Consider the following 24,870-nt stretch of genomic DNA (forward strand, 5'->3'; position numbering starts at 1 on the left):
TTGGGTCCGGTTATTTCGTTTTTTCCAAGCCCGAGCCTATCGGAAAACCAGTTGCAGCAATACCTGTCCGCTGTCCTGGTCGGGCACTACGTCCTTGAATGCGCCTGCAACCACCAGGCTTGCAGACACCCGATCATGCCACCAGCGGCTGTTGATACCGGCGCCGCCGCTGATCAGGTCCACATCTTCATCGCCCAGCTCCATAGCCCTGCCGTAGTCCATGAATACAAAGGGCTGCCAGCGTTCGCTCAGATGCCAGTATCCTTCAACGCTGGCGTTAACTCCCCATGGGGCCGTAATGATGCCGGGTTCATAGCCGCGCTGGGCACTGATCCCGCCAAACTGTTTGTGCAGCGCCGAAGGCAACTCGTCCTGACGGGTTGCATATTGCCAGCCCGCTTTGCCCACCAGTTCGTACGCCTCACCCAACTGACGCGACGAGTACAGGTCGCCGGTCAGAATGGTAAAGTTGCCGCTCTCTCCGGTCAGGGCGTTATCCGGCGAGGCCTGACGCAGGCGCTGTTCGTAGCGGGTATACCAGGGTGCGGCACGGTACTCGAACTGGCCCTTGAGAAAGACCTCCTGAATGTCCACTTCACTGAGCGTCACACCCTCCAGCGTCGTTTCAGAGGTTTGAAAGGTGTAACCCACGCCGCCCAGCAGCAACCAGCGGTCAGACAGCCACCACGGCTGATCAAAGCCCAGGCCATAGTTGCTGGAGTCCCCTTCGATATTGAGATCAGCCAGCGGGCCTCGCTTGATCTCCATGCTGTTGGCCCCCGCTTCAACCCAGGCAAAGCCGTTGCTGCGGGTAACCGGACGGGTATAGCGCAGATTCAGATACTGGCTACCGCGGGTACCAACCAGCACTGCGCTGATGTTGTCCGCCACGCCGGTCGGCGAGAACCAGTTGAACGTGCCACCCAACTGCTCGTAGCCCGTTCCCTCACTTCCGTAGTTGTTGGCAAACAACGACCAGTCGAAGCGTTTCGGCTCGAAACGCTCCAGATCCACCCGCGTTGTGCCGAAGCGCTCGCCTGGAGCCAACCCTGCAGAAAGCTGCGGACCCTGGCTGGTCGCATTGAAACGGCGAATCGCCTCGATCAGCATCGGACTGTCCAGCGTCTCCCCTTCGGTCAGACCAATTCGGTCGCGATAAAAAGACTCATCAACCTGTTGCCGCTCGCCACTGAATACCACGCTGTCCAGCTTTGCCTCAACCAGCACAACACGCAGCTGACCGTCCTCCAGGGACTGCGGCGGGATAATCGCCCGGGCCGTCAGCTGACCACCGTCGGTATATAGCTGGTTGACCTGCCGAATCATGTCATTGAGGTCAGCAAAGGTAATCTCGCGTCCCACATACTGTCCGGCGATATCCTTCAATTGCGTCTGGGTGAGAAAGACCGACGGGTTGAAGCTGATGCCACTCAGTACAAAAGGCGGGCTGTCGCTCGGGAGTGCATCACCCTGCTCCGGCTGCGCGCCCTGCAAAGCCGGTATCTCGATTCGGCGCGCACGCTCTTCAATCTGCTGCTGACGCTGCTGGGCATCAATTTGCTCGCGTTGCAGACTAGGGTTGACCTGCCCGGCGCTCACGCCACCGGGCAATACTACCTGAGCGTGGGCAACGCAAGGCAGCAAGGCCATTGCCGCCAGCGTCCATACTCGCTTGGTGCTCCATGCATGCGCTGCCATCAGATTTTCCACCGCTGTTCATCATCCTCGTTGTTGGTTGCACCCTGTGGCCACTGCAAATTCAGCGGGCCCATCATTTCAGGGACCTGCACCTGCTCCTGTGGTACCTCTCCTAGACCCGCAGCGCGATTCATCAATTGGCCAAGGCGAAGGTGCATCATGTCCGGCGACAACATTGCCTGGGCATAACGCGCAGCGGTAATGCCCTGGTAGTCGACGCCACCGTCCTGATGCCCTTCGGCAAAGTTCGGCACTCGCACCAGATGAGTCGCATCGCGGTGCAGCACATAGGCGTTGGTATAGGTCGATACATCGCTTTGATACAACCAGAAAGCCTTATCAAGCTCATACAGCTGCACATTGGCGTCCGCGCGATATGCCGGCGACAGGTTATCCGCGATCAGCAGCGCCTGAGGCGTGCTCAACCGGAAGAAGTCGGCATTGCGAATATCGTCGAAGTCGGCGATGGCAGCAGTCGTTTCAAAGTCGGTGTAGACCATGTCCAGCAGCGAGGTTGTAACCGCACTGCCCTGCAGCCGCAGGACAAAACGATCACCGGCCGCGCCGTCGTTGTTCAGGCCGGTCACCAGCAACTGCAGTGCACCACTGCCGGTTTGCTGCGCACCCAGCTCAACGTCCTGCGCATGCAGATCGGCAGCGACACCCAGTTGCGCATCGGCAACCCGAATAGCCGAGCCGGCCCACAGACTCATGGTCGGTGTTACCACCTGCCGCAACTCGATAACCGCCGGCGTGGCAGTGCCATCGCGCCAACCCGCATTGGCGGTCAGGCCGCCTTCTGCCACGACCACGTCACCCGTAGTATCAAGCAAGCTATCAAGCAGCACCTGGCCACCGGCCAGCAGGCGCTGGAAGCTGATGTCTTCATCGGCGCTCCAGTCCTGGTCGCCGCCGCTGGTGCTCTCACCAACCGCTATCGCGCCCAGTGCCAGCAGGTTGATGTCCTGCTCGGCAATCAGGTTATCGAACGACAGGTGGTGACCGTCAGCGTCAATCTGCCCCAACGCTGTGCTCACCGTCCTGGCGCGGATGTCACCAGATGCGGTCAGGTGAATATTGCCGCTCAGCGACTCACCCTGGTAGGGCACGCCGGTAGAGATAATGTCGTTGCCGACGGTAATGTCGCCGTTTGCCGCATCCAGCAGAATATTGCCTCCGGCCACGACGCTGTCGTTAATGTTGATGTACTCGCCGGAGGTGATGCTCACATGCCGGCCGGCCGTCACATTGGCCAGATCAACAGAGCCGCCGACCACAAAGGTCAGATCACGGCCCGCTTCTGCCGACCCACCCAGACTCATATCCTGTCCGATACCGACAGTCAGGTCGCGGCCAGCCTTCAACGAGTAGGTGCCACCGTAGCGAACCGTCGGCATCAGCAGGTTGCCGTTGGCCAGGATGGCCACATCTCGGGCAGCCTCGACCATCAGGCCGGTGATGTTGCCGTCGCCCTGCCCCGCATCACCGGTTGCCTGCAGGAACACATCGGTGCCGAGACTCTGGGCTCGACCAAAGAACAGGTTGCGACCGATCATCCGGACTTCACCTTCGGCCTCGGCATTGCCGCCAAAAACGTCACCGTCGGTTTGTACCAGCAGGTCTGCTCCCGAGTAGAGATGGGCAGGAACCAGCACATCGAGGGCCTCGGCGTCGGCCAGTTCGCCGAAGCGGATGGTTCCGAGCGAGCCAGCTTCGGTAGTCAGCGTCAGGTTGCCACCACTGCGACCGGTCCCGATGGTCAGGTCGCCGAAGGTGTGCGCATCAAGCGTCGAATAGGCCTCAACATCCCCCAGCAGAGCGGAACCGGCCTGCAGGTCAACCCATTGCGTCCGGCTTGTCAGCTGCTCGGCGGCAAACAGCGCGCTGGCTGCCAGCGACAGGGTGCCGGTAATGCTGTCGACACTGCCCAGATCGGCGCTGCCAACGTCGAACACCACGTTGTTCTCAACGATGGCCTCGGTGCCTTGCCAGTCACCAGCGCCGTTCACAGTCAGATCGCCGCCGATAATCAGGCTGCCATACTGCAGCGCAGTACCGGCAGCACCACGATGCTGCAGCAGTGCGTTGCCATCGACCTCGGCGCGGGTCAGACCCAGTTCACCATCAACCAGCAATTCGAGGTTACCCGCCGTATACAGCGAGCCGATGTCCACAGCACCGCTGGCATCAACGACCATGTCGTCGTTACGCGCCCAGATTTCGGTCGCAGTCAGACTGCCACCGGTGAAGTCGAATGACTGATAGGCATCCAGCGTACCGGCCGACAGCAGCCCGCCATTGTTGCCCAGCACCACGTGACCGTCCTGCGCCAGCAGGCTGCCGATCGACAGGTCGTTACGGTGTTGCAGATAGATATCGCCACTCAACGCCTCTACCGACGTCAGCTGCGGCAAGTCGACCAGCAAGGCAGTGGTCTCGCTACCGATGCCAAGCCCCGCCTCGATCTCGGCGATGCCTGCGTGCGAACCAGTGAGGTTGACCTGGCCGTCGCCGTTGCCGCGTACGAAGCCACCAGCCTTGAGCAGGAACTGGGTGGCGGCGGTACCGGTATTTTCCAGCAGCCCCAGATGCATGTCGCCGACAGTGGTCAGCGCCAGCGTGCCGCCGGCACTGAAACGGCTGTCGTCAGCCATGTCCAGGCTGCTCGCCAGCAGGGTCAGATTGCCATCTGCCTGCGCACTGCCGGTCAGGATCGCATCAGACAGCGTATTGATCAGCAGATTGCCGCCCGCCTGGGCCTGCGCGACGGTGATGTCACCCTGGGCATCAAGCTGCATGTTGGCACCTGACTGCACATCACGCACCTGCAGATCAACAGCGCTGCTCAGGCTCAGATCACCCTCGGCAGCCAGCTCGCCAACCGACAGGGCTTTGCCGCTGCTCAGGTCAGCATCGCCGCCGGCATAGCCAGACAGCTCACCCGCACTGGCAGACTGCAACTCGATCTGCAGCGCGCCGTCGACGCCCCAAATGTCGTCCCTGGCAACCAGGTGGATGTTGCGGCCACTGACGCTCACCTGATCGAGCACACCGATCAGACTGCCGTCGATGGCGTCCAGATGAATGTCGCCTACAGCAAACACCTGGCCAATCTCGAAGTCGCCATTGGCCCAGCGCAGCGCCACATCCTGACCTGAGGATGCCGCAAGCAGGCGCCCGCCGACATTCAGGGTCAGCATGGTGTCTACACTCTCGCCTGTGCCCAGACTGCCGGTGCCCGCTTGCAGGGTCAGATCCTGACCAACCTGGAACTGGCCAAAGCCACTGCCCTCTGCGGCCAGAATGCTGCCGGCTGCGGCCAGCCGCGCATTCTCTCCGGCACTGACCGAGCCAATCTTCAGGTCACCCGCCGACTGCAGATACAGCGATCCGGTCACGTCGGCATCAAAACGCTCGGATGCCTCTACATAGAAAGGTGCAGTTCGGCTAACCGACAGACTGACCACTTCACCGGCATCATTGCGGTTGAACACCACATCACCCGGTGCATTGGCCAGCGCCAGCGCGGCAGCCTGCTCGGCACTGAGTGCACCGGACTTGAGGTCTGCCAGATCAATCAGCAACGCATCAGCCAGCTGACCAACATCACCGGCAACCTGCACAGTGACATGACGCCCGGTCAGGTTAGGCTCGGCAGAACCCACAGAGGTGCCCGAAGACGGACGCAGCGCCGCCAGCTCGATCGCGTACAGCAGTTCATTCTCGGTCCAGATCGCGTCACTGGTAAGCGACTCGATCTGCGCTGCCGATGCCGTGTAGGCAAACAGCGCGTCATAACTCTGGAATGCGCTCTGCGACCGCCAGTCGCCCGCAACATTATTGCTGAAGAAGGATTCCAGCTCGGCAAAGCGTTCGCTGGCAAACTGTTGCACCTGCGCATCAGTCAACCCGGAGACACCCAGCTTCAACTCAGCCAATGGCCGCATGAACGCCAGATTGCCGGCATCAAGCACAAACTCCGAGCCGCTGACGCTGCCCAGCGCCTTTAGCTGCCAATATTCACGGTAGCTTGCATCCACCAGATCCTGGAACGGCTTGACCGAGGTGGCGTAAATATTATCTTCGGCGCCATAGGCTTCGGTCAGTCGCAGTTTCTCCCAAACCGCCTTGCGCTGGGTTTCATCCAGCGTGTCGGAGGCGAGGCGACGACCTGCATCGTACAGAGAGCCCTGCTCAACCCGCAGCCAGACGTCGCCGGTTTCCGAGCGGATACTGCCGACCCAGCTGTCGCCTTCGGTTTCGTGCAGGTAGATACCGCGATTGGCAGTAGCGTTAAGTACCCCGTGCTCAACACCGCCATTGAGGGTTGAAACCTCTTTGGCATGAACACGCAGAGCCTTGCCGCTCTCGCCAATGCCGCCCGACAGGCTGGTCAGTGTAATGTTGCGGCCGCGAACGTGCGGGGTAGCAGCAGCGGTTTGCTGGCTGCCAAGCAGGTCACCGGAAGCCGAAATAACCACATCGCCACTGCCGTTACCGGCATCAACACGCTTGATAATGGCATCAGAACCCAAGTTCAGGTTCACACCAGCCGAGCCGGCCTGAACGGTCAGGGTACCGCCCGGCGCCAAACTCGCGGAGAAGCGATTGCCCGCGTTACCGATCTCGCCACCGGCGTTAAGGGCCAGATGCCCGGTATAGACGCTGCCGTCAGGCATATCGATGATATCGCCACCAGCCGTCAGCGTAGTCGAGCCGCCCGGGTTATTCAGACGACCGCCCACATACAGGTCGTTGAGTGTGGTCGCTTCAATCAGCCCTGTCGCGTTTCCGATAAAGGCAATCTGGAACGGATTATCGGCCTTGACCGAATGGCGAATAGTGATCGATGCGTCGAGCGGGAAACGATAGTTCCACTGCGAGTAGTACTCACCGGCGCGATCACCGCTGGTGTACTGACCACTGGCCTTGAAGCCCCAGTGGCAATTGGAACCCAGGCCGCCCTCGCAACCATGGTAGTTGACGCCGAAACTCAGGGAGTTGCTCAGCCAACCGCTGATATTCTGCTCATACACGCCTTGCGACGAGTTCCCGTAAACCACGTTTCCGGTGCTGACATTCCAGGGATCATTCGGTTGCCCTGACGGGTAGACCCACGCCCAGTCGCTGACATAGTAACTGTCGCCGTCGTAGCTGTATGTTCGATGGAGTGATGCCTGCTGGCTCCACTCATAGCGCAGATTCGTACTCGGTGTATACGTTGCACTGCTGGCGGAGGAGCTGCTCACCAGGTAGGCGTTGGAGATGGAGGTGCCGCCATTGCGGTTATCGAAAACCGACAGGCCGCTGCCCTGGGTGTGCACATACCAGGACGTGGCGTACTGGCCGGAGACCGGTGCCTTGAACGTATCGACGATTTGCACGATACCCACCGATCCCGCGCCGGTATCAATGGCACCCAGCTGCAGTTGCGCCTGCGACAGGTTGTTGATGCTGACCTGACCGTAACCGTTGTTGACCTCGATCCGCCCCAGTGGGTTGGTACTGATGATGCCACCTTTGAGGTAGACGTAACCACCGCCCGAGGCGTTGACGTCATCGACCAGAATGCGTTGATTGACAAAGTCGTACTTGGCACGAATCAACGCGCTGCCACTGTTGGCAGACAGATATTCCAACGGGATGTCGACCGCAGAAACACAGGTGTTGCTGGCGCAGTAATGGCTGGCAAGCCAATTGTCGAGGCTGGCACTGACGGTCAGGGTGCGGCTGGTTGCCTGACCACTCGAAATGGTGCCGTTAATGTCGATATAGCGGGCCTGAATACCAACCTGACCGCCGACTATTCGTTTGCTGGCAGCGCTGCCGCTCAGATCAGCCGACGCATAGCTGGCGGTGCTGCTGTGAAGATTGCGCTGGCGCAGAATCGGCATCCAGGACGCAGCGTTATCGATGCCACGGAACTGCCACGCCAGCCCGGTGTAGGACTTCCCGGTGCTCTCCGAGCAGTTACTGCCGCTGCTTACCGACGCAGGCAGACACCCTCCAAACAGAACATCACTGCGACCGGACTGTCCACTGCTGGGCGCTCCCTGCAGGAGCAGCCCCGCATTGTTGTTCGACAGTCCACTGCTGCCGTAAACATAGTTGGCAATCAGTTCGATGGCGACAGTGGTGGAACCGGTCACGCCGGCGAAGCTCTTCCACTCCGAAAGCGGGTTTGAGCCGACAGACCAGTAGCCGTTCGGCTGGAAGACCGACATCGAGCCTTCCGGTACCTCAACCAGCACCTGCTGGCCGAAGGTAGCGCCGAACTGTCCGAGCGAGCCCTTGGCATTGGAGATATGAACCAAACCACCCAGGTTGTAGATATCGCCGGTCAGGAAAATGGCCGGGCCATAGCTGACGTTGCCCGAGTAACCGCTGTAACTGTTGTCAATGCGCACCTGGGCTCGCCGATCAGCGTTGACCTCATTGATGGTGCCACTGGTGAAGCGCGAGCGATCGGCTCCCCCGGTGAACAGCACATGGCCGCCCGGCTCATCCGGAATCAGCACGTCACCTACCAGCAGATACTTGCTGCTGCGGTTGGTCACCTGGATCTTGGGACCGCCGTTGGCCGTCAGGGTACCGGCGCCCGATAGCCGGTCGGCATTGACGGTGATATTACCGCCTGCCGCCAGCATGGAACCCAGCTCCACCGAACCGGTGGCCGAACTGGAAATGGTACTGCGCAGGATCTGCTTGGTAACCGGGTCAATACCCGAGTAACTGTCAAGGAAATCAGTCGGAACAAAGCTGCTGGTGCTGAGAACCAGAACCGGCAAACCGGCACTCTGGGTCACATTACCGTTGGGCGCGATATCGATGATCAGCTCGTTATAACGGCCGGCCAGGAAGTTACCATCAAGATGGGCGAAGCTGTCGCGCACGACATTGGTTCTGCTGTCACGGTTGGTAACCGGGATAAAACCGAGCTGATAACCTCGCGCCTCGCCATCGGCGAGCGCGGCGTTAAGCCCGTTGTAACCGCCTGCGGTGATGTTGCGCGCGGCAAGAACCGAAGCACCCTGCTCAACGGAAACGCCGGCAACGTTAGTGATCAGACTCTCGGCGCGCGCATCAGGCACCGCAATAATACCGCGCACGACACTGTGCGCTACGGTATCGGCATTGATGCGTGTCTGCCACAGCCCCTCGGGATCACGGCCTGCCGACAGATCGATATTGCCCAGCGCAGACAGCGTCGCGCCCTCGCCTACGGACACGGATTGCTGGCTGGCAATATCGGCCTTGGCATTCGCGACACCGACACCTGCTGCTCCCCAGGTGCTGACCAGGGATTCGATAGCTGACGACGATAGGGTGTAGGTACCCAGACCGATCTGACCATAGGCCGTGAGGGTTGCCCCATCACCCACGTTGACCGCATTGGTAAAGCTGGCATCGTGAACGTTGTCCGCACCGCCGCCGGCAATCGCACCACCGGTGCTGAGCGTGACACTTTCGTTTACCTCATGGCGAGTAAAGGCACGGGCAATCAGCTTGCCGTCATAATCGCCACCGGCCAGTCCGGCAACCAGAATTACCCGTTCGCCGATATCCACCAGCGAATCAGCCGTCACATCAGACCGATTGGTGACCGCCTGGCCGCTGATCACGCCGCCACCGGCACCGCTGGCAGCAGAACCAAGATGACGCGTGTAGATGTTGGAGTTGGCGCTGAGCAATGCGTCCTGCCCAAGGTACAGTTCGGCATCATTACCGATCCTGGCTCGGGTAGTGACTGTCACCTCATTATCGGAGCTGGCACCACTGCCGCCCACTACCGCGGCGTTGACCGAGTTGGCATGGGTCCCGTAAAGGGCATTGAACTTGGCGGTAAGCGCCAGGCTATCGGCAGCAATGTCAACGGCTTTGCCGATCTCGGCATACACGTTCCCGGTAGTGCGGGTCCGGGCGATGGTGGCATTGCCCGCGACGAGACCGCCGCTACCCGCGATGCTCTTGGCCTGATTGATGTCCTCGCCGTCGGCAGAGACGACCAGATCAGTCAGCAGCGACGCGCCCTGACGATCATTGGCGCGATCACCCAGCTTCGCCTCGGTGGTGGTTGTCGAGCGCGCCTCGGCAACAGATGCCCCAACCGCCAACCCACCGACCGCAATCCCGGTGGCTTCGGCGTACTGTTGGGTTTCGCTACGGGCATCGATTTCAACCCGACCGGAGGGCAGTTTGAGGTCAGTTCCTGTGGTAGCGCTGACGGTAGAGCTGTTAACCGCCTCGGCAACTGAACCATTGGCAGAGAAATACAGGCCGCCACTGCCGGCAACCGAACGCGCCCGGACCGCTGCCTCGTCGGGATCAACCTCGTTACCGCTGCGCTGGTTATCCAGTTTGGCAGCGACCTTGAGACCGCCGGTGCCCTTGATATCAACGGCATTACCCAGCTTGGCCGTGACCCGAGTGCTGCCTTGCGCCCGGGCGTAGGAGGCACCCACGCCGGCACCTGCAGACACACTTGCGCCGATGGCACTGACATCAATCTGCGGCGCTGCGGATGCCTGCACTGTCACGCCGCCGGCCTTGCCGTCCAGCATGGCACCATCACCCACTTCGGTGGCAACCCGGGTACTGTCGATACCCAGCGCCGCGACGGCGGTACCTGCGGCAAACAGACCACCCGCCGCACCAACCGTATCTACGCTGAGCAAACCGGCACCATTGGCCGACAGACTGATGCCGTTGGCCGTCAGACTGCTGCCTGCCGTCACGTTGACACCCACAGTGCTGTCGCGCAGACCGGTACCGATAACCAGACCAGCTGCCACGGCGCCCAGAGCGGCACCATCGGCCTTCACCGAGAGTCCCAGGGTATCTTCTGCAGTCGCGCTGAGAGCATTGCCGTATTGCTGGTCACCACCCAGATTGACGCCGATGGTGTTGTTCATATCGGCAACCGATACCGCCGCACCAATACCGGCAGCAAATCCCGCAGCGCCGGTGTAACTCTCGACCTTCACCGCCGGTTCGCCGTTAAGGGCCTTGCTCTTGGCCGTGGCCGACAGCGAAGCGGCACGTACGGTCGCATCGACCTCGGCATTCACTCGGGCATTGGACAGGGTGTAGGCCACCGCAGCGCCCACTGCCGCACTGCCTGACAGCTGAGCGGAGCCGGTGAGATTGCGCGTTGCAATCGAGTCGAGCGCGCTGACCGTGACGGCCCCCTGGCTATCAACACGCCCACCCTTGATACGGGCGAGCGTCTCGTGGGCGTAGGTGGTGCCCGCCTTGAGGCGATCCGAACTGGAGCCAACCTGCCCGCTTTGGTTGAGCAGATTGGTCTCGTCTGTGTTACTGCGACGCTCGATAACGTACTCACCGGTTGCGCTATCGTAGACCACAGTGTCATAGCCGGTTTCGGCGGTTTCCCGACTGGTGAAACCGTCAACCATGGACAGTGTGCCGTTACCGCCACTGTTCAATTCATCCAGCGGATCGGTACCCTCGACCGAGGTCGCGCCGGAACCCAGCATCAGCAGACCGACACTGCCACCCAGCGCAGCACTGCCACCCACACCACCGGTGACGGTGTAAAGCTGCACATCCACATCGCGCGCAGCGGCAACCTTCACCTCTCCGGTGGTATACACCTGCGAGTCGAGCAGCATCGCGCGGGTCGCATTGTTGGCGACCAGCACGTTGGCACTGGCGCCAAGGGATACATTGCCGATCGCGGCAGAACCCGCATTGCTCAGCGCAATCAACTTGTCGTAGGCGTCTACCGTCAGACTGCCGGCCCGGTTCGCAGACGTACCCAGATCCAGCTTGCCGGCTCCGGCTTCGGTGACGTTCTCAACGATAAACACGTTCACCGAGCCCGCCATGGCAGCGCCACCACCACTGACGCTAACACTGTTGCCAAGCAGACGGGTCACGCTGTCGGCCTCGACACTGATTGCGCCGGGGCTGGTGATCTTGGTGCGGGCCTCGCTACTGCCCTGCTGGGCACCCAGCCAGGCACGCACGGTACTGCGGTTGTAACCTACCGCCACACCGGCACCGGCGCCAACCGCGCCACCACTGGCGGTATCGGCACTGGGCGCCAGGCTGTTGATCGCATCTGCACTCACATTGAGGCTGCCAACGGTCAGGTCACTGCCGCCATCGACCAGCGCCTCGGTGTTGCCTTCAAGCACCAGCACAGCGGCACTGCCGGCTACACCAACAATCGCACCGGATGCACTGACAACAATATTGCTGGCCGAGTTGGTAGCACTGGCATCAACGTCCATCGCACCACGGCTGGTGACTTTGGCGCCACGCACCCGTGCGGTAACGTCGCGACTGATCACGCCGGTATCTGCGGTCACAGCGACCGCTGCAGCGCCAAGCGAAAGCGCCGCGTTGAGCACACCGCCGAAGCTGTAGCTATGGCTGGCGGCACCCACGCTGACCTGCTGATCCGCTGCAGCGCCCGCATTGGACTGGTTGATCTGCGCATCATCAATCGCCGCCAGTGTGGAGCCACCCAGTACCTGGGTATTGCTCACACCACCAACCGAGGCGCTGGCCAATGGGACCAGAGATACGGCAGCACTGACGCTGGTCTGACCGGTCTGCTGCAGCGATGTGGCTCTTACCGCCACCCCTTTGACCAGCTCTGAGCCGGTCTGCAGATTGAGCACAGGATTGAACTGTTCGGCATCAGCCCAGGCATCGGTATCCGGCGCATTGGCTACTTCGCCGTTATCAACCGACACGCCGGCACCCAGTGCCAGCGCGGTTACCTCGGTTGTGGCACCGCGAATCGCTGCTTCGGTTTCGCTCTGCAGCACATTCACTGTTACCAGACCGGAGACAGCCGCGTTGCCGCTGCCGGCGACAACACCGGCATAGGAATTGACGGTGTCATTGTTGAACGCCGTCACTGCGACGTTGTTGCGGGCCAGAATGGCCGCACCACCATCGATGAGCGCGCGCGCGCGGGTATCCAGAATGCTGGTTGAGATACCCCCATTGACCGCCGCGGTACCGGAGAAGCCGCCAGAGACCGAGATGGTATTGATCTCGGCATCCGACTCAGCCTGCACCGCCAGGTCATTCAGCGTGAATCCGCCGTCCGTATGGCGGCCGGAGACACGGGCTTCGATATCGTTGTTGATGCGGTTCACCGCCGTCGCGACGCCGACGGCGACACTGCCGGCGGCTGCTATGCCACCCGACAGCGAATTGATGCTGGAGGCATCACGCGCCCTGACCAGCATCCGGTCCGCGTCACCGCCACTGTTGAGCACCCGCGCATAGGTACGCGCATCGATATTGTTGCTGGTATTGGAGAAAACGGCAGCGGCAGTGCCCGCACCGGCACCGCTGAGCGCCAGGGTATCGATGTTGGCTTGGGTGAGCGCCTCGACACGGGCATCGGCGCCGCTTGCCAGATCCACAGAGCTGTCGCCGATCCAGGCCTGACGCACCTGAGTAACCGTACTGACAGCGACCGCTCCGGCACCGGCACCGCTGCCGGCGCCCTGCACGTTGCCGGCGAGGGTTTTGATATCGACCTCGCCGCGAGTTACCTCGACCGTCAGTTCACTGGCACCGTCGATATCGCTGTTTTCAATGCTGGCAGACTCTTCGCCAGCCACCACGTTGACCGCGATGGAGGCGCCGACTGCGGCAGTGCCGGCACCGCCGCCACCCAACGCGGCGGAGCGTATCAGCGCATCGCCGCCACTGCTCAGATTCAGGGTTCCGGTCAGTGCGATGGCCGACTCGTCAATCTTCGCCACTCGTTTGGCAAGGATGATGTTATTGACGTTCGCGGCCCCTACCGCAGCGGTGCCGGCGCCATTGACAACCGCACCAAGGCCCCAGATGGTGCGGTCCCCTTCCGCTGCAGACAGCGACAGGTTACCCACGTTGTCGAGCTGGCTATCGAGAATCTCTGCCCGCTCCTCGCCATCCAGAATATTGGTGGTGGTCGCGCCGTTAACGGCTACCGTACCGGCACCGCCACCGGCAACAGCGATCGAATAGATCGCCTGCTGCACACCGCTCTTGAGGCTGACATCGGCAAAGCCATCAATCAGGCTGCCGCCTCCGATCACTGCGCGGCGATCAGCGGCAATGCGGTTGACCGACGCAGCAAGACCCACCGCAGCGGTACCGCCTCCGGTAATCGAACCGGCCAGCGAAGCGATGGTCAAGCCCTGACCTGCACTGGCATCCAGTGACAATGTCTGGTTGCTGCCGGCAGCGTTAACGGTGCTGCCGAAAATGCTGACTTCGTCCTTGCCGTTAATGTTGTTGGCCGCGAAGGAGCCACCCACGCCCGCGGTCCCACCACCGGCGGCATCGATACCGATGCTCCAGATTTCGCCATCCAGGGCCGATGTCATAGCAGCATTGCCGCTGAGATTGACAGTGCTGTTGCTCAGTTTTGCTTCACGTTCGGCGTCAATCAGGTTGACCGCCACACCGGCGCCAACGCCGGCAGATCCCCCGCCGGCCGCCAGGTTGAACGCCAGCGACCAGATGCTGGCACCGAGATTAGGCTGACTGGCGGAAATGGTCAGGTTTCGTGCATTCAGCAGCGCCGAGCTCAGCTCTGCGGTAGTCGTGTCGGCGATGCGGTTGTAGGTCATGGCGGCACCGACTCCGGAGCCGCTGGCGGAGACCGAGCCGGACAGTGCTGCAGTAATGATTCGACTCTGCTGCGCAGCACTGAGTGTGGCGTCACCGGTCAATTCATAGGTGCCACCGACGATATTCGCTGTCGCGCTTTGCTGCATGTCGTTGATGCTGAATGCCGCACCTACGGCAGCCGTGTTGCTGCTGCCGGCAATACTGCCGGCCAGCGAGTAGAAGCCGCCGGTTTTCAGCGCCTGAACCGTCAGATCGTCGGCGTTCAGGGTGCGACCGGTCATATCCAGCTCGGCGGATACGGAGCCGCGGCCGATCAAGGCCGTAGCAGAGCCGGCAACAGCAATATCTGTGGCCCCCGCGGCGCCAATGGTGCCGGCGAGAACATCGGTTTCATTGCGTGCGACAACCGCCAGATCACCGGTCAGGTCAATATCGGTGTTGGCGACATTGGCACTGTAATCACTGCCGTTGTACACCACGCCAATGGCGCCACCCACAGCGGCCTTGCCACCGGTGCCGGCAACGCTGCCGGCAATCGCCAGTACCGCCTCACCCGCGATATCACCGCTGTCGAACAGGTTACGCGTAGTGGTAGTCGGTAACCGGTTTGGCTACCTGCTCATTGGCCTTTTCCTTGAGCTTGTCCAGATAACCCGGCTCGGAGGCACCGGCAGAGACGGTGACCGAGGTAATCTGCTTGTAGACCACATTGGCTGCATTGACATTCAGATTACGCGCGCCGTCCAGGTCGGCACTGAACTCGGCGTAGGTATCGCTATTGAAGAGCGATACACCAACTGCGGGGCCGCCGGTTGCACCCTCACCACTGGCCTTGAAGCTGACACTGGTCTCCAGCTCCTGCTCGGTCAGCGCGAGTACGTTGACATCCCGGTCCACCGTCAGGTTGGCGCCATCGGCGACCACCGCGCGGGTGTTGATATTGCTCATCGCCATGCCGAACCCAAGACCCATGGTCTTGAGTGCACTGCCTTCGCCATCAACGCTGTTTTCTGCAGCAGCGGTGACCGACAGGCTGTTGTCACTGTGCGCGACTACCGACAAGTCCCGCCCAACATCGAGCGTAGCGCCCGAGTTCACCACGACCTCGGTCAGGCCGGAAATCTGGCCGTAGGCAGCATCGAAGCCGAAGGGAATTTTCTTGCCGAGTACCGGAATGCTCCAGGTGGAGCTGTCTACCGCGCGCTGGGTGGTTGCCCAGGCGGTCAGATCGTTACTGGCGTTGATATTGGCTGTGGCGCCAATATCAACGACAGCGTCGGCCTTGGCGATGTAGGCCGACAGGTTCGGCACCAGCAGGGTCAGTTCGGAAAAGTTGGTCGGTGTTTCCAGAAAGGCGTTGGTGTCTGCCGTTCCGGCGTAGGCCTTGATAGGATCGGCCAGAGTATCGAGCACATTGGCCCAGGTTTCTGCCTCGCTCCAGCCATTGTCGGAAGCCAGCTGGGCGATGTCGTCCTTGAGGTCGTACTTGCTGAGCAGCATGCCGAGAATGTCGCGAGAAACCTCGGCCCGCGCGTCAGCGGTGATGGTGACATTACGTCCGGTGATAGTGCCGTCAACATCAATCCGCGCACCGGCTTCGGCGTACCCGGCCATTTGCCTGTTCAGCCCGTAGGCATCCAGGGTAACGTCGCCGGCGTTGTCACCGGTAGCGTGTCCGGCGTCCAGCACAGCGTTCTCACCGACGATGATTTCGGCTTTGCCCAGATTGGCGGATAACCAGGGATTGGCCTGATACTGAATGCCGGTTTTCAGGTCATCAAGGGTCTGAGCTTCGGCGTCTTCGTCACAGAAGGTACAGCTGATATCACTGAGCGCATTGAGCGCAATATCGCCCGAGCGACCCGCACCGGTGGCGCGGGTAACCACCTGAGCATTGTCGGCGAGCGTAATTGACGGCGCCTCCAGGGTGACATTACCGCTGTCCTGCCCATTCTCGCCTCGCGTACTGATCAACGCATCGCCATTCAGTTCCAGCGACTTGCGAGCTGCGATCTGAACCTGCGCCCCCGAGTCATCGGCCATCAGCGCAGCAAGCTCGCCGGAGATCTCGACATTGTCAGTCGCGGTGATAACGATTCCGCCATCAGCACGGGCAACCGCGTCGCCAATCGCCAGGCCCTCGGTATTTACCGTGCTGTTGAACACAGTCCGGGCAACGTCGGTGCCGGCCTGCAGGTTGGCAGTGGCCTCAACCAGTACCGAAGCACCGTGGAGGTTGATGGAACCGTTGGTATTGACCATGCCACGAATGACGATTGCATTACTGCCATCACTGGCCAGCTCGGCACTGGGCAGCTCGCCGGCAGCCAGCCTGGCGACGTAGTCATCGGCCTGACTGTCGGTCACAGCACCATCAACTGCCGCAATCCGGTGCAGCTCGTCCATGGTCGCGGTATTGGGCGTGGTGACGGTCAGGCTGCCGACGTTGACCACACCGGAGGCGCCAACAACAAAGCCGTGCGGGTCGGCAAAGATGATATTGCCGCCAACCTTGCCACCCTTGAGGCCGTTCAGGGTACCGTTGATGACCGCGCGCGAGTCGTGGACGAGGTTGACGAGATTGCTCGCGCCACCGGGCACGTGCAGATTGACCGTATTGCCGGCGTCGACAGTGAAGTTACCGAAGGAGTTGAAGCCGGTTTGACCACGCACCGTTGCGGTGGTGATGTCGGTATTGGCGCCGTTGACCGCAATCGTGGTGGCGGTCTGCCCTCCACTACCGGTGTGCAGCGTGATGTCGTTGGCCAGACTCCAGCCGGGCATCATGCCCGAAGCCAACATCAAAACTGTTAACGGATGACGGTTGAATACAGAAACCTGAGTCGAACGCCCACCCGATTTCTTCGCTTTCCCTGCGCTGGCCATGCCAACCTCACTGTCGACAATAAATTTTTGACAGCGCACTGTAGCAAAACGCTAAGCAATCAACAACGGTGCAAAGGGCGAACCGATGACGCCGAAACCCGGAGATGACGCGGCGTGACAGTAATCTGTCACGCCTGCTTACAAATACCTCAGCGCGAGCGCGTCGGCTTGCGCCCACCACGCGGCTGACGAGCCTGATGCATGGACGGCTTGCGGGCCAGACGCTGCAGTTTTTCCTTGTCGCTGGTTTTCATCGCCGGCAGGGCAATCGGCTCCAGCCCCACTTCCATGCTGAGAGCATCCAGCTCGTTCTGTTTCAGCTCGCGCCAGCGACCGACCGGAAGCTCTGCCCCGAGGAAGACCGGCCCGAAACGCACCCGTTTCAGACGATTGACGCGCACGCCCTGCGACTCCCACAGACGGCGGACTTCGCGGTTGCGGCCTTCCATCAGGCAGACGTGAAACCAGCGGTTGATACCTTCGCCGCCGGAGGACACGATGTCGGTAAACTTGGCCGGACCGTCTTCGAGCATGACACCTTCCTTCAGACGCTCGATCATCTCGTCATCCACCTCGCCCATGACCCGCACCGCGTACTCGCGATCCATTTGCCAGGACGGGTGCATCAGCCGGTTTGCCAGCTCACCGTCAGTGGTGAACAGCAGCAGACCGCTGGTGTTGATATCGAGACGGCCGACATTGATCCAGCGGCCGTGCTTGAGGCGCGGCAGACGATCAAAGACCGTGGGGCGACCCTCCGGGTCATCGCGCGTACAGACCTCACCCTCGGGCTTGTTGTAGAGCATCACGCGGCGCACAACCTCGGTGCTCAGGTCACGCCGCAGCGGGCGATCATCGACACTGATCTGATCCATGTTGTCAACACGGCAGCCCAGCTCGGCGCGCTGACCATTTACGCTGACGCGACCGGCTGCGATCCAGCCTTCCACTTCGCGGCGCGAGCCCAGCCCCATGCGGGCCAGCACTTTCTGCAGCTTTTCGCCTGCGGCGGGGGCCGCCGGGCTATCGTTTACTTCAAATTCGTCGGTCATTGGAGCACCTCCCGGTGTAGATAAAAGCCGAGCAGGATAACACCGACGCCCTGCGCCAGCTATATCAGTTCACAGGCTCTTCGTCGGAATCATCTGGTCGATCGTGCTCATCGGCGACCGGCACGTCCGCTACCGGCACGTCCGCTACCGGCACGTCCGCTACCGGCATGTCATCAAAATCACTCTTGAGATTAGCTTCCATCGCATTGAGCTCATCAAGCAGATTACGGAAACCGCTCTGCCCCTCTTTTGAATCCAGTGGCTTGAGCGGCCCAACCGGGAGCCAGGGTTCATCCACTGCCCCATCAACAGACACTGGCTGTTCACTCTCTCCAGACAACGCCAGCTCAGGCTCAAGGTCCAGCTCATCCATTTCACGCACCGCAGCGAGCGGCGGCAGCTCGTTCAGGCTGCGTAAATTGAAATAGTCGAGAAACTGGCGAGTAGTCGCGTACATCGCAGGGCGGCCCGGTACATCTCGGTGCCCGACGATACGCACCCATTCGCGATCCAGCAGGGTTTTGACGATCTGGGTGCTGACCGCCACGCCGCGGATGTCTTCAATCTCGCCGCGGGTGATGGGTTGGCGGTAGGCAATCAGCGACAGGGTCTCCAGCAGAGCGCGGGAATAACGCTGCGGGCGCTCCTCCCAGAGCCGCGCCACCCAGGGGCCGTAAGCCTCGCGCACCTGCAGGCGCCAGCCGCTGGCAACCTCGCGCAGCTCGATCGCCCGCCCCTCGTAACTGGCAGCAATTTTTTCCAGCGCCTTGCGAACGTCGTCAAAACCCGGCATCCGGTCTTCATCAAAGAGTTCGCGCAGACGGTCGATCGACAACGCGCGACCGGCAGCCAGCAGGGCGGCTTCAATGATGTGTTCAATCGGCGGCTGACTCATCCTCTCCCCTCGCCTTGACATGAATGGGTGCAAACGGCTCGTTCTGCACCAGATCAACCAGTTGCTCCTTGACCAGCTCCAGCACCGCCATAAAGGTAACAACCACGCCGAGCTTGCCTTCGCTGGCGGTGAACAGGCTGACAAAGGGCACGAATTGCCCTGACTTGAGCCGGTCAAGCACCTCGGCCATGCGCTCGCGGGTCGACAGCGCCTCGCGGGTAACCTGATGGCTTTCAAACATTTCTGCCCGGCGCAATACCTCGGACAGCGACAGCAGCAGCTCCTGCATGCTGACCTCCGGATGGGCACGCCGGCTGGGTAGCTCACCTACCTCCACCCGCACAGCCCAGGTTTCCCTGCCCATGCGCGGCAGTGCATCCATATCCTCGGCGGCTTTCTTGAAGCGCTCGTACTCCTGCAGCCGGCGGATCAGTTCGGCACGCGGGTCGCCTTCATCATCCTCCATTTCTTCGGGGCGCGGCAGCAACAGGCGGGATTTGATCTCGGCGAGCATCGCCGCCATCACCAGATACTCTGCCGCCAGCTCCAGCCGCACCGCCTTCATCAACTCGACGTAGGACATGTACTGACGTGTTATTTCAGCAACCGGGATGTCGAGAATATCGATGTTCTGCTTGCGAATCAGATAGAGCAACAGATCGAGCGGGCCTTCAAAGGCTTCGAGAAAAACCTCAAGGGCTTCAGGGGGGATATACAGATCCTGCGGGACCTCGGTGTAGGCCTCGCCGTAGACGACAGCCAGGGGCAGCTCCTGCTGCCGCCCGACACCCCGGGAGCGATCCACCGGGGCATCGGAGTCGGGGCTGACCTCAGCGTCCTGCGTTGGGTCAGCCATCGGTTACTGGCGGTACTGCAGGCCCATGGCCTGACGCACTTCGATCAAGGTGTCCCGCGCGGCGTCACGGGCGCGCTCGGTGCCCTCGTTGAGGATCATGCGCACCGCGTCCGGGTTGGCTTCATACTCCGCCGCGCGCTGCTGCATCGGCTCAAGCTCAGCGCTGATCGCGTCGATGATCGGCTTCTTGCAATCGATACAACCGATACCGGCGCTGCGGCAGCCTTCCTGCACCCAGTCGTGGGTGGCCTTGTCGGTATACACCTGATGCAACTGGTAGACCGGACACTTGGCCGGATCACCCGGGTCGTTGCGGCGCACGCGGGCCGGATCGGTCGGCATGCGGCGCACCTTCTCGGATACCTCATCGGTGGTGTCGCGCAGGGTGATGGTGTTGCCGTAGGACTTGGACATTTTCTGACCGTCCAGACCCGGCATTTTCGAGTCAGGCGTCAGCAGTGCCTGCGGCTCAGGCAGGATGACCTTGCCGCCGCCTTCCAGATAACCGAACAGGCGTTCCTGATCACCCAGAGTGATGTTCTGCTGCTCTTTCAATAACGCACGAGCCGTTTCCAGCGCCTCGGCATCGCCCTGCTCCTGGTAGGCCTTGCGCAACGAGGAATACAGCTTGGCGGCCTTTTTGCCCATTTTCTTGACGGCTGCTTCGGCCTTTTCTTCGAAGCCGACTTCCTTGCCGTACAGATGGTTGAAGCGACGCGCCACTTCACGGGTAATCTCAACGTGCGCGACCTGGTCAGCACCAACCGGTACCTGGCCGGCGCGGTAAATCAGAATATCGGCACTCTGCAGCAGCGGGTAACCCAGAAAGCCGTAGGTTGCCAGATCGCGATCCTTGAGCTTTTCCTGCTGATCCTTGTAGGTCGGTACGCGCTCCAGCCAACTGACCGGCGTCACCATCGACAGGAGCAGATGCAGCTCTGCGTGCTCGGGCACCTGTGACTGGATAAACAGGGTTGACGAGGTACCGCTGACACCGGCTGCCAGCCAGTCGATCAGCATGTCCCAGACGTTCTGCTCGATGCTCTGCGGATCTTCGTAGTGCGTGGTCAGCGCGTGCCAGTCGGCAGCGAAGAAGAAGCACTCATACTCATGTTGCAGCTTCACCCAGTTTTTCAGCACACCGTGATAGTGGCCCAGATGCAAACGCCCGGTGGGACGCATGCCTGACAAAACCCGGCGCTGCGAATCGACAGAACTCAAGGGGAACTCCTGAAAAGACGTATTGAGATGGTTAACCAGCGGCGATTATACCGATAAAGCGCCAAGCGTCAGCGCCCGACAGCAATCAGTCAAGGTTTTCATCGCGACTCAGACCGAACGGCTCCGGATCACCGCGCCCCTCGCGCAGCAACTCCGCCTCACCGTCAAGCAGGCTGATCACAGTCGTTGGCTCGACTGTACAGGCTCCGCCATCGATGATCAGATCAACCAGTTTGCCCAGCCGATCCCGAATCTGCTCCGGATCGGTCAGCGGCAACGGATCGTCCGGCAGGATCAGCGTTACGCTCAGCAAAGGCTCGCCCAGCGCCTCGAGCAGATCCAGCGTGATCTGGTGATCCGGCACCCGCAGGCCGATAGTGCGGCGTTTGGGATGCAGCAACAGACGCGGCACTTCAGTGGTGGCATTCAGAATGAAGGTGTAGGGCCCGGGAGTCGCCGCCTTGAGAAGGCGGAACGTAGTGTTGTCTACCTTGGCGTAGACACCCAGCTCGGACAAGTCCCGACAGACCAGCGTGAAGTTGTGCTTGTCATCAAGCTGACGCAGGCGCCGAATTCGCTCCAGCGCGGCTTTGTTGCCCAGCTGGCAGCCCAGCGCATAGGCCGAGTCGGTCGGGTAGGCAATCACGCCACCCTGCCGAACGATGTCAGCCGCCTGACGAATCAGGCGGACTTGCGGATTATTCGGGTGGATCTGAAAAAATTGACTCATGAGCCGTCTCTGAAATGGTTTACCCGCAGTTTAGCCGCAGAACACACGATCCTCCCAGACCGGATCGCAATCGGCTGGCAGAGCAGTCATGTTACCCAGGCTGGTCCAGGGCGAATCCGGACTGTGGAAATCGCTGCCACAACTGGCCAGAAAACCGAATTCGACACTCAGCTTACCCAGATAGGCCACCTGGTCGACCGGTTGCTTGCCGTTCACCACTTCAATGCCCCGGCCTCCGGCAGTGGCAAATTCACGCAGCAACGCTCTCAGCTTGCTGCGGGTCAGCCCGTAATGCCAGGGGTGCGCAATAACCGCTACCCCGCCGGCAGCCCTAATCTGGCTCACGACCTCGGCGACGGTCGGCCAATGCTGGCGAATGTCGCCGAGCTTGCCGGCACCGAGCCACTTGCGAAATGCCTCACCGTGGTCGCGAACATGCCCGGCCTGCACCATCCATTCGGCAAAGTGCGGGCGCCCCGGCGGCTGAGACGCATCGCCGCCCGCGGCCTGCTGAACCGCCACCGCGCCATCGAACGCACCAGGCATACGCTTGCCCGCAAGCCGCTCGCTGATCTGATGAGCGCGGCTCCAGCGCCCCTCGCGCACCGCTGCGAGCGCATCGACCATTGCAGGTGCATCGAGGTCAAATCCATAACCCAGAATATGCAATGTGTGGCCAAACCACTGGGCGGACATCTCCACCCCACTGACCCATCGGACACCCAGCGCGCGGGCGGTCGCTGCGGCCTCTGCCTGGCCATCGATACAGTCGTGATCGGTCAGTGCGACCAGATCAACGCCGGCGGCGTGGACGCGCTGCATCAACGCCTCGGGGCTGAGACTGCCGTCAGAGGCGGTGCTGTGCATGTGCAAGTCGACAATCACGAAAACTCTCCTGGCGGGCCGCTTGACGCCACGGCGGGACTTTCGCCTATTATGCCGGCTATACGCTCAGGCAGGTAAGTCCGCCCGTGAATCAACGCAGCCTGCGAAAGAGTCCGCCGGCTCGCCACCCTGCATTTGTCCGCCCGAATCACACAGCAAGGATTCCGCATGTTCTACGCCATCATGGCTACCGACACCCCCGACAGTCTCTCCGCCCGTCTGGCCGCCCGCCCGGATCATCTGGCCCGCCTGCAGACACTGCAGGAGCAAGGCCGCCTGCTGCTGGCAGGGCCGTTGCCGGCAGTCGACAGCGAAGATCCGGGCAGCGCCGGCTTTACCGGCAGCCTGGTGGTCGCCGAGTTCCCGTCACTGGATGATGCACAGCACTGGGCCGACAACGATCCCTATGTTGCAGCCGGCGTCTACCAGCAGGTCACCGTCAAACCCTTCAAGCGTGTATTTCCGGCCTGATCAAGGATGCTGCCCATGTTACGACCATTCACCCTTGCGCTAATGTTGTGCGGCCTGGTCAACGCCGCGACAGCACAAACTGCCGATACCGTGCCCGAGACAGTCGCACCCGAGACAGCGCCGAGCGCAACGGCGAACAGCCAACAGGACATCGGCACGCTCCAGGCCGAACTGGCCAGTGTGGAAGCTGAACGTCAGCGCCTCGCCGACCAGCTCGCCGCCGGTGGCGAATCGGAAGAGATCAGCCAGCTGCAGGAAGCAAATCAGCAACTGCGCGCGGATAATCTGGCAGCGCGCATGGAGGCCCAGAGCCGCCTGGTCGCGCAACAGCAGCGCTGGTTCCTGGTCGGCGGACTGACGGTTGCCGGCAGCCTGCTGCTGGGCTTCCTGCTGGCCAAGCTGGGCCGCCAGAAACGCCGCGAATGGCTGAACTGACCCCTATCCTGATCATCGACGACGATCAGGAACTTTGCGACCTGCTGGCCGACTGGCTTGCCACCGACGGCTTTGCCCTGAGCGCCTGCCACGACGGCCCAAGCGGCCTCCAGGCTGCGCGCTCCGATCACTTTGCCGTCATCATCCTGGACGTCATGCTGCCCGGCATGAACGGACTGGAAATCCTCCGCGAACTGCGCCAGAGCTGCAGGACTCCCCTGCTGATGCTCAGTGCGCGCGGCGAACCGGTGGACCGCATTCTCGGCCTCGAACTGGGCGCTGACGACTATCTGGCCAAACCCTGCGACCCGCGCGAACTGGTCGCCAGACTGCGGGCGCTGCTGCGCCGAAGCAAGCCGGCACAAGACAGCGCCGGCGAGGTGTTGACCCATGCCGGCCTGCGCCTGGACAGCGGCAGCCTGATGGCCTGGCTGGACGACGAGCCGTTGCAACTGACGCAAAGCGAAGCACTGATTCTGCGTGCGCTGATGACCCGGCCCGCGCAGGTAGTGGACCGCCAGACACTATCGCGCGAGGCCCTCGGCAAGCCACTGGGCGCCTACGACCGCAGCCTCGACATGCACATCAGCAATCTGCGCCGCAAGCTGGGCCCGTACCCGGACGGTCGCCCGCGCATCCAGTCGATCCGCGGACGCGGCTATCTGCTTGGCAGCTGATTTACACAGTCTTTACCCAATACAGGCCGCCGCTGACAAAAGGATCACTAGACTCTGCAGGCAATGAGCGGATTTCCCGGTCAGATATCCACGGAGAACGACCATGAAAAACACCCTGCTTGCTACTACCCTGCTGCTGACTGTCAGCCTGTCTGCCGGCCTGATGGCCGCACCTGCAGAGCCTCGGGACGGTTCAATGCACCAGCGCGGTTTCGAGCGCATGGCTGAAGAGCTGTCGCTGACTGACGAACAAAAAGCCCAGCTGAGCCAGATTCGTGAAGAAGAGCGCGCCAGGTTCCAGACCTTGCGCGAGGAAAGCAAGGCGCGCTTTGATGCCGTCCTGACCGCCGAGCAACGGCAAAAGATGGAACAACTGCATGAACAGCGCCGCGAGCAGATGCAGGAACGCCGCGAAGGCCGCCTGTCGCGCGGCGAACCCTGTAACCGCTGAACCT

13 protein-coding genes are annotated in these 24,870 nt (G+C 61.4%); 4 read left to right on the forward strand and 9 right to left on the reverse strand.

The annotated features are described in order from the left end of the window. Positions 1-36: 36 nt before the first annotated feature. The 9 genes from ACZ5WQ_RS07465 to ACZ5WQ_RS07505 form a co-directional block, all read right to left on the reverse strand. Complete coding sequence (locus ACZ5WQ_RS07465) at positions 37-1,698, reverse strand: ShlB/FhaC/HecB family hemolysin secretion/activation protein (protein WP_269687082.1); 1,662 nt, start codon at positions 1,696-1,698, stop codon at positions 37-39. Continuing rightward, positions 1,698-14,804, reverse strand: a complete 13,107-nt coding sequence (locus tag ACZ5WQ_RS07470; protein WP_464383485.1) for a hypothetical protein — start codon at positions 14,802-14,804, stop codon at positions 1,698-1,700. Before ACZ5WQ_RS07470 ends, ACZ5WQ_RS07465 begins: the two co-directional genes overlap by 1 nt. A gap of 82 nt (positions 14,805-14,886) precedes the next feature. Further along, the gene (locus ACZ5WQ_RS07475) at positions 14,887-17,094 is read right to left on the reverse strand and encodes a leukotoxin LktA family filamentous adhesin (protein WP_464383486.1); all 2,208 of its coding nucleotides are present in this window, start codon (positions 17,092-17,094) and stop codon (positions 14,887-14,889) included. A gap of 248 nt (positions 17,095-17,342) precedes the next feature. Continuing rightward, entirely contained in the window at positions 17,343-18,245 is a 903-nt protein-coding gene (rluB, locus tag ACZ5WQ_RS07480; protein ID WP_233048169.1) for a 23S rRNA pseudouridine(2605) synthase RluB, read from the reverse strand. A gap of 64 nt (positions 18,246-18,309) precedes the next feature. After that, positions 18,310-19,140: an SMC-Scp complex subunit ScpB gene (scpB, locus tag ACZ5WQ_RS07485; RefSeq protein ID WP_464383487.1), complete on the reverse strand. Its 831-nt coding sequence runs from the start codon at positions 19,138-19,140 to the stop codon at positions 18,310-18,312. Next, positions 19,121-19,996 carry a segregation and condensation protein A gene (locus ACZ5WQ_RS07490; protein WP_228246093.1) on the reverse strand — a complete coding sequence of 292 codons (876 nt, stop codon included), beginning with the start codon at positions 19,994-19,996 and terminating at the stop codon, positions 19,121-19,123. The genes scpB and ACZ5WQ_RS07490 overlap by 20 nt, the downstream gene beginning before the upstream one ends. A 3-nt stretch (positions 19,997-19,999) precedes the next feature. Then, positions 20,000-21,178 (reverse strand): tryptophan--tRNA ligase, encoded by a 1,179-nt coding sequence (locus tag ACZ5WQ_RS07495; RefSeq protein WP_235005723.1) that lies wholly within the window; start codon positions 21,176-21,178, stop codon positions 20,000-20,002. A gap of 124 nt (positions 21,179-21,302) precedes the next feature. Then, positions 21,303-21,947, reverse strand: coding sequence for an L-threonylcarbamoyladenylate synthase (locus ACZ5WQ_RS07500; protein WP_464383488.1), 645 nt, complete (start codon positions 21,945-21,947; stop codon positions 21,303-21,305). Positions 21,948-21,977: 30 nt separating this feature from the next. Next, a complete protein-coding gene (locus ACZ5WQ_RS07505; protein WP_269687078.1) occupies positions 21,978-22,832 on the reverse strand; it encodes a PHP domain-containing protein in 855 nt (284 codons plus the stop codon). A gap of 168 nt (positions 22,833-23,000) precedes the next feature. Between ACZ5WQ_RS07505 and ACZ5WQ_RS07510 the strand changes: the two genes are divergently transcribed. From ACZ5WQ_RS07510 to ACZ5WQ_RS07525, 4 genes are all read left to right on the forward strand, one after another. Next, positions 23,001-23,303 (forward strand): YciI family protein, encoded by a 303-nt coding sequence (locus tag ACZ5WQ_RS07510; RefSeq protein ID WP_228246095.1) that lies wholly within the window; start codon positions 23,001-23,003, stop codon positions 23,301-23,303. A 15-nt stretch (positions 23,304-23,318) separates the two neighbouring features. Next, positions 23,319-23,738: an SH3 domain-containing protein gene (locus ACZ5WQ_RS07515; RefSeq protein ID WP_464383489.1), complete on the forward strand. Its 420-nt coding sequence runs from the start codon at positions 23,319-23,321 to the stop codon at positions 23,736-23,738. Further along, complete coding sequence (locus tag ACZ5WQ_RS07520; RefSeq protein ID WP_464383634.1) at positions 23,735-24,415, forward strand: response regulator; 681 nt, start codon at positions 23,735-23,737, stop codon at positions 24,413-24,415. Before ACZ5WQ_RS07515 ends, ACZ5WQ_RS07520 begins: the two co-directional genes overlap by 4 nt. 103 nt (positions 24,416-24,518) lie before the next feature. Further along, positions 24,519-24,866, forward strand: coding sequence for a Spy/CpxP family protein refolding chaperone (locus ACZ5WQ_RS07525; protein WP_233048173.1), 348 nt, complete (start codon positions 24,519-24,521; stop codon positions 24,864-24,866). Positions 24,867-24,870 lie beyond the last annotated feature (4 nt).

Source organism: Halopseudomonas sp. T1L2 (assembly GCF_055397385.1).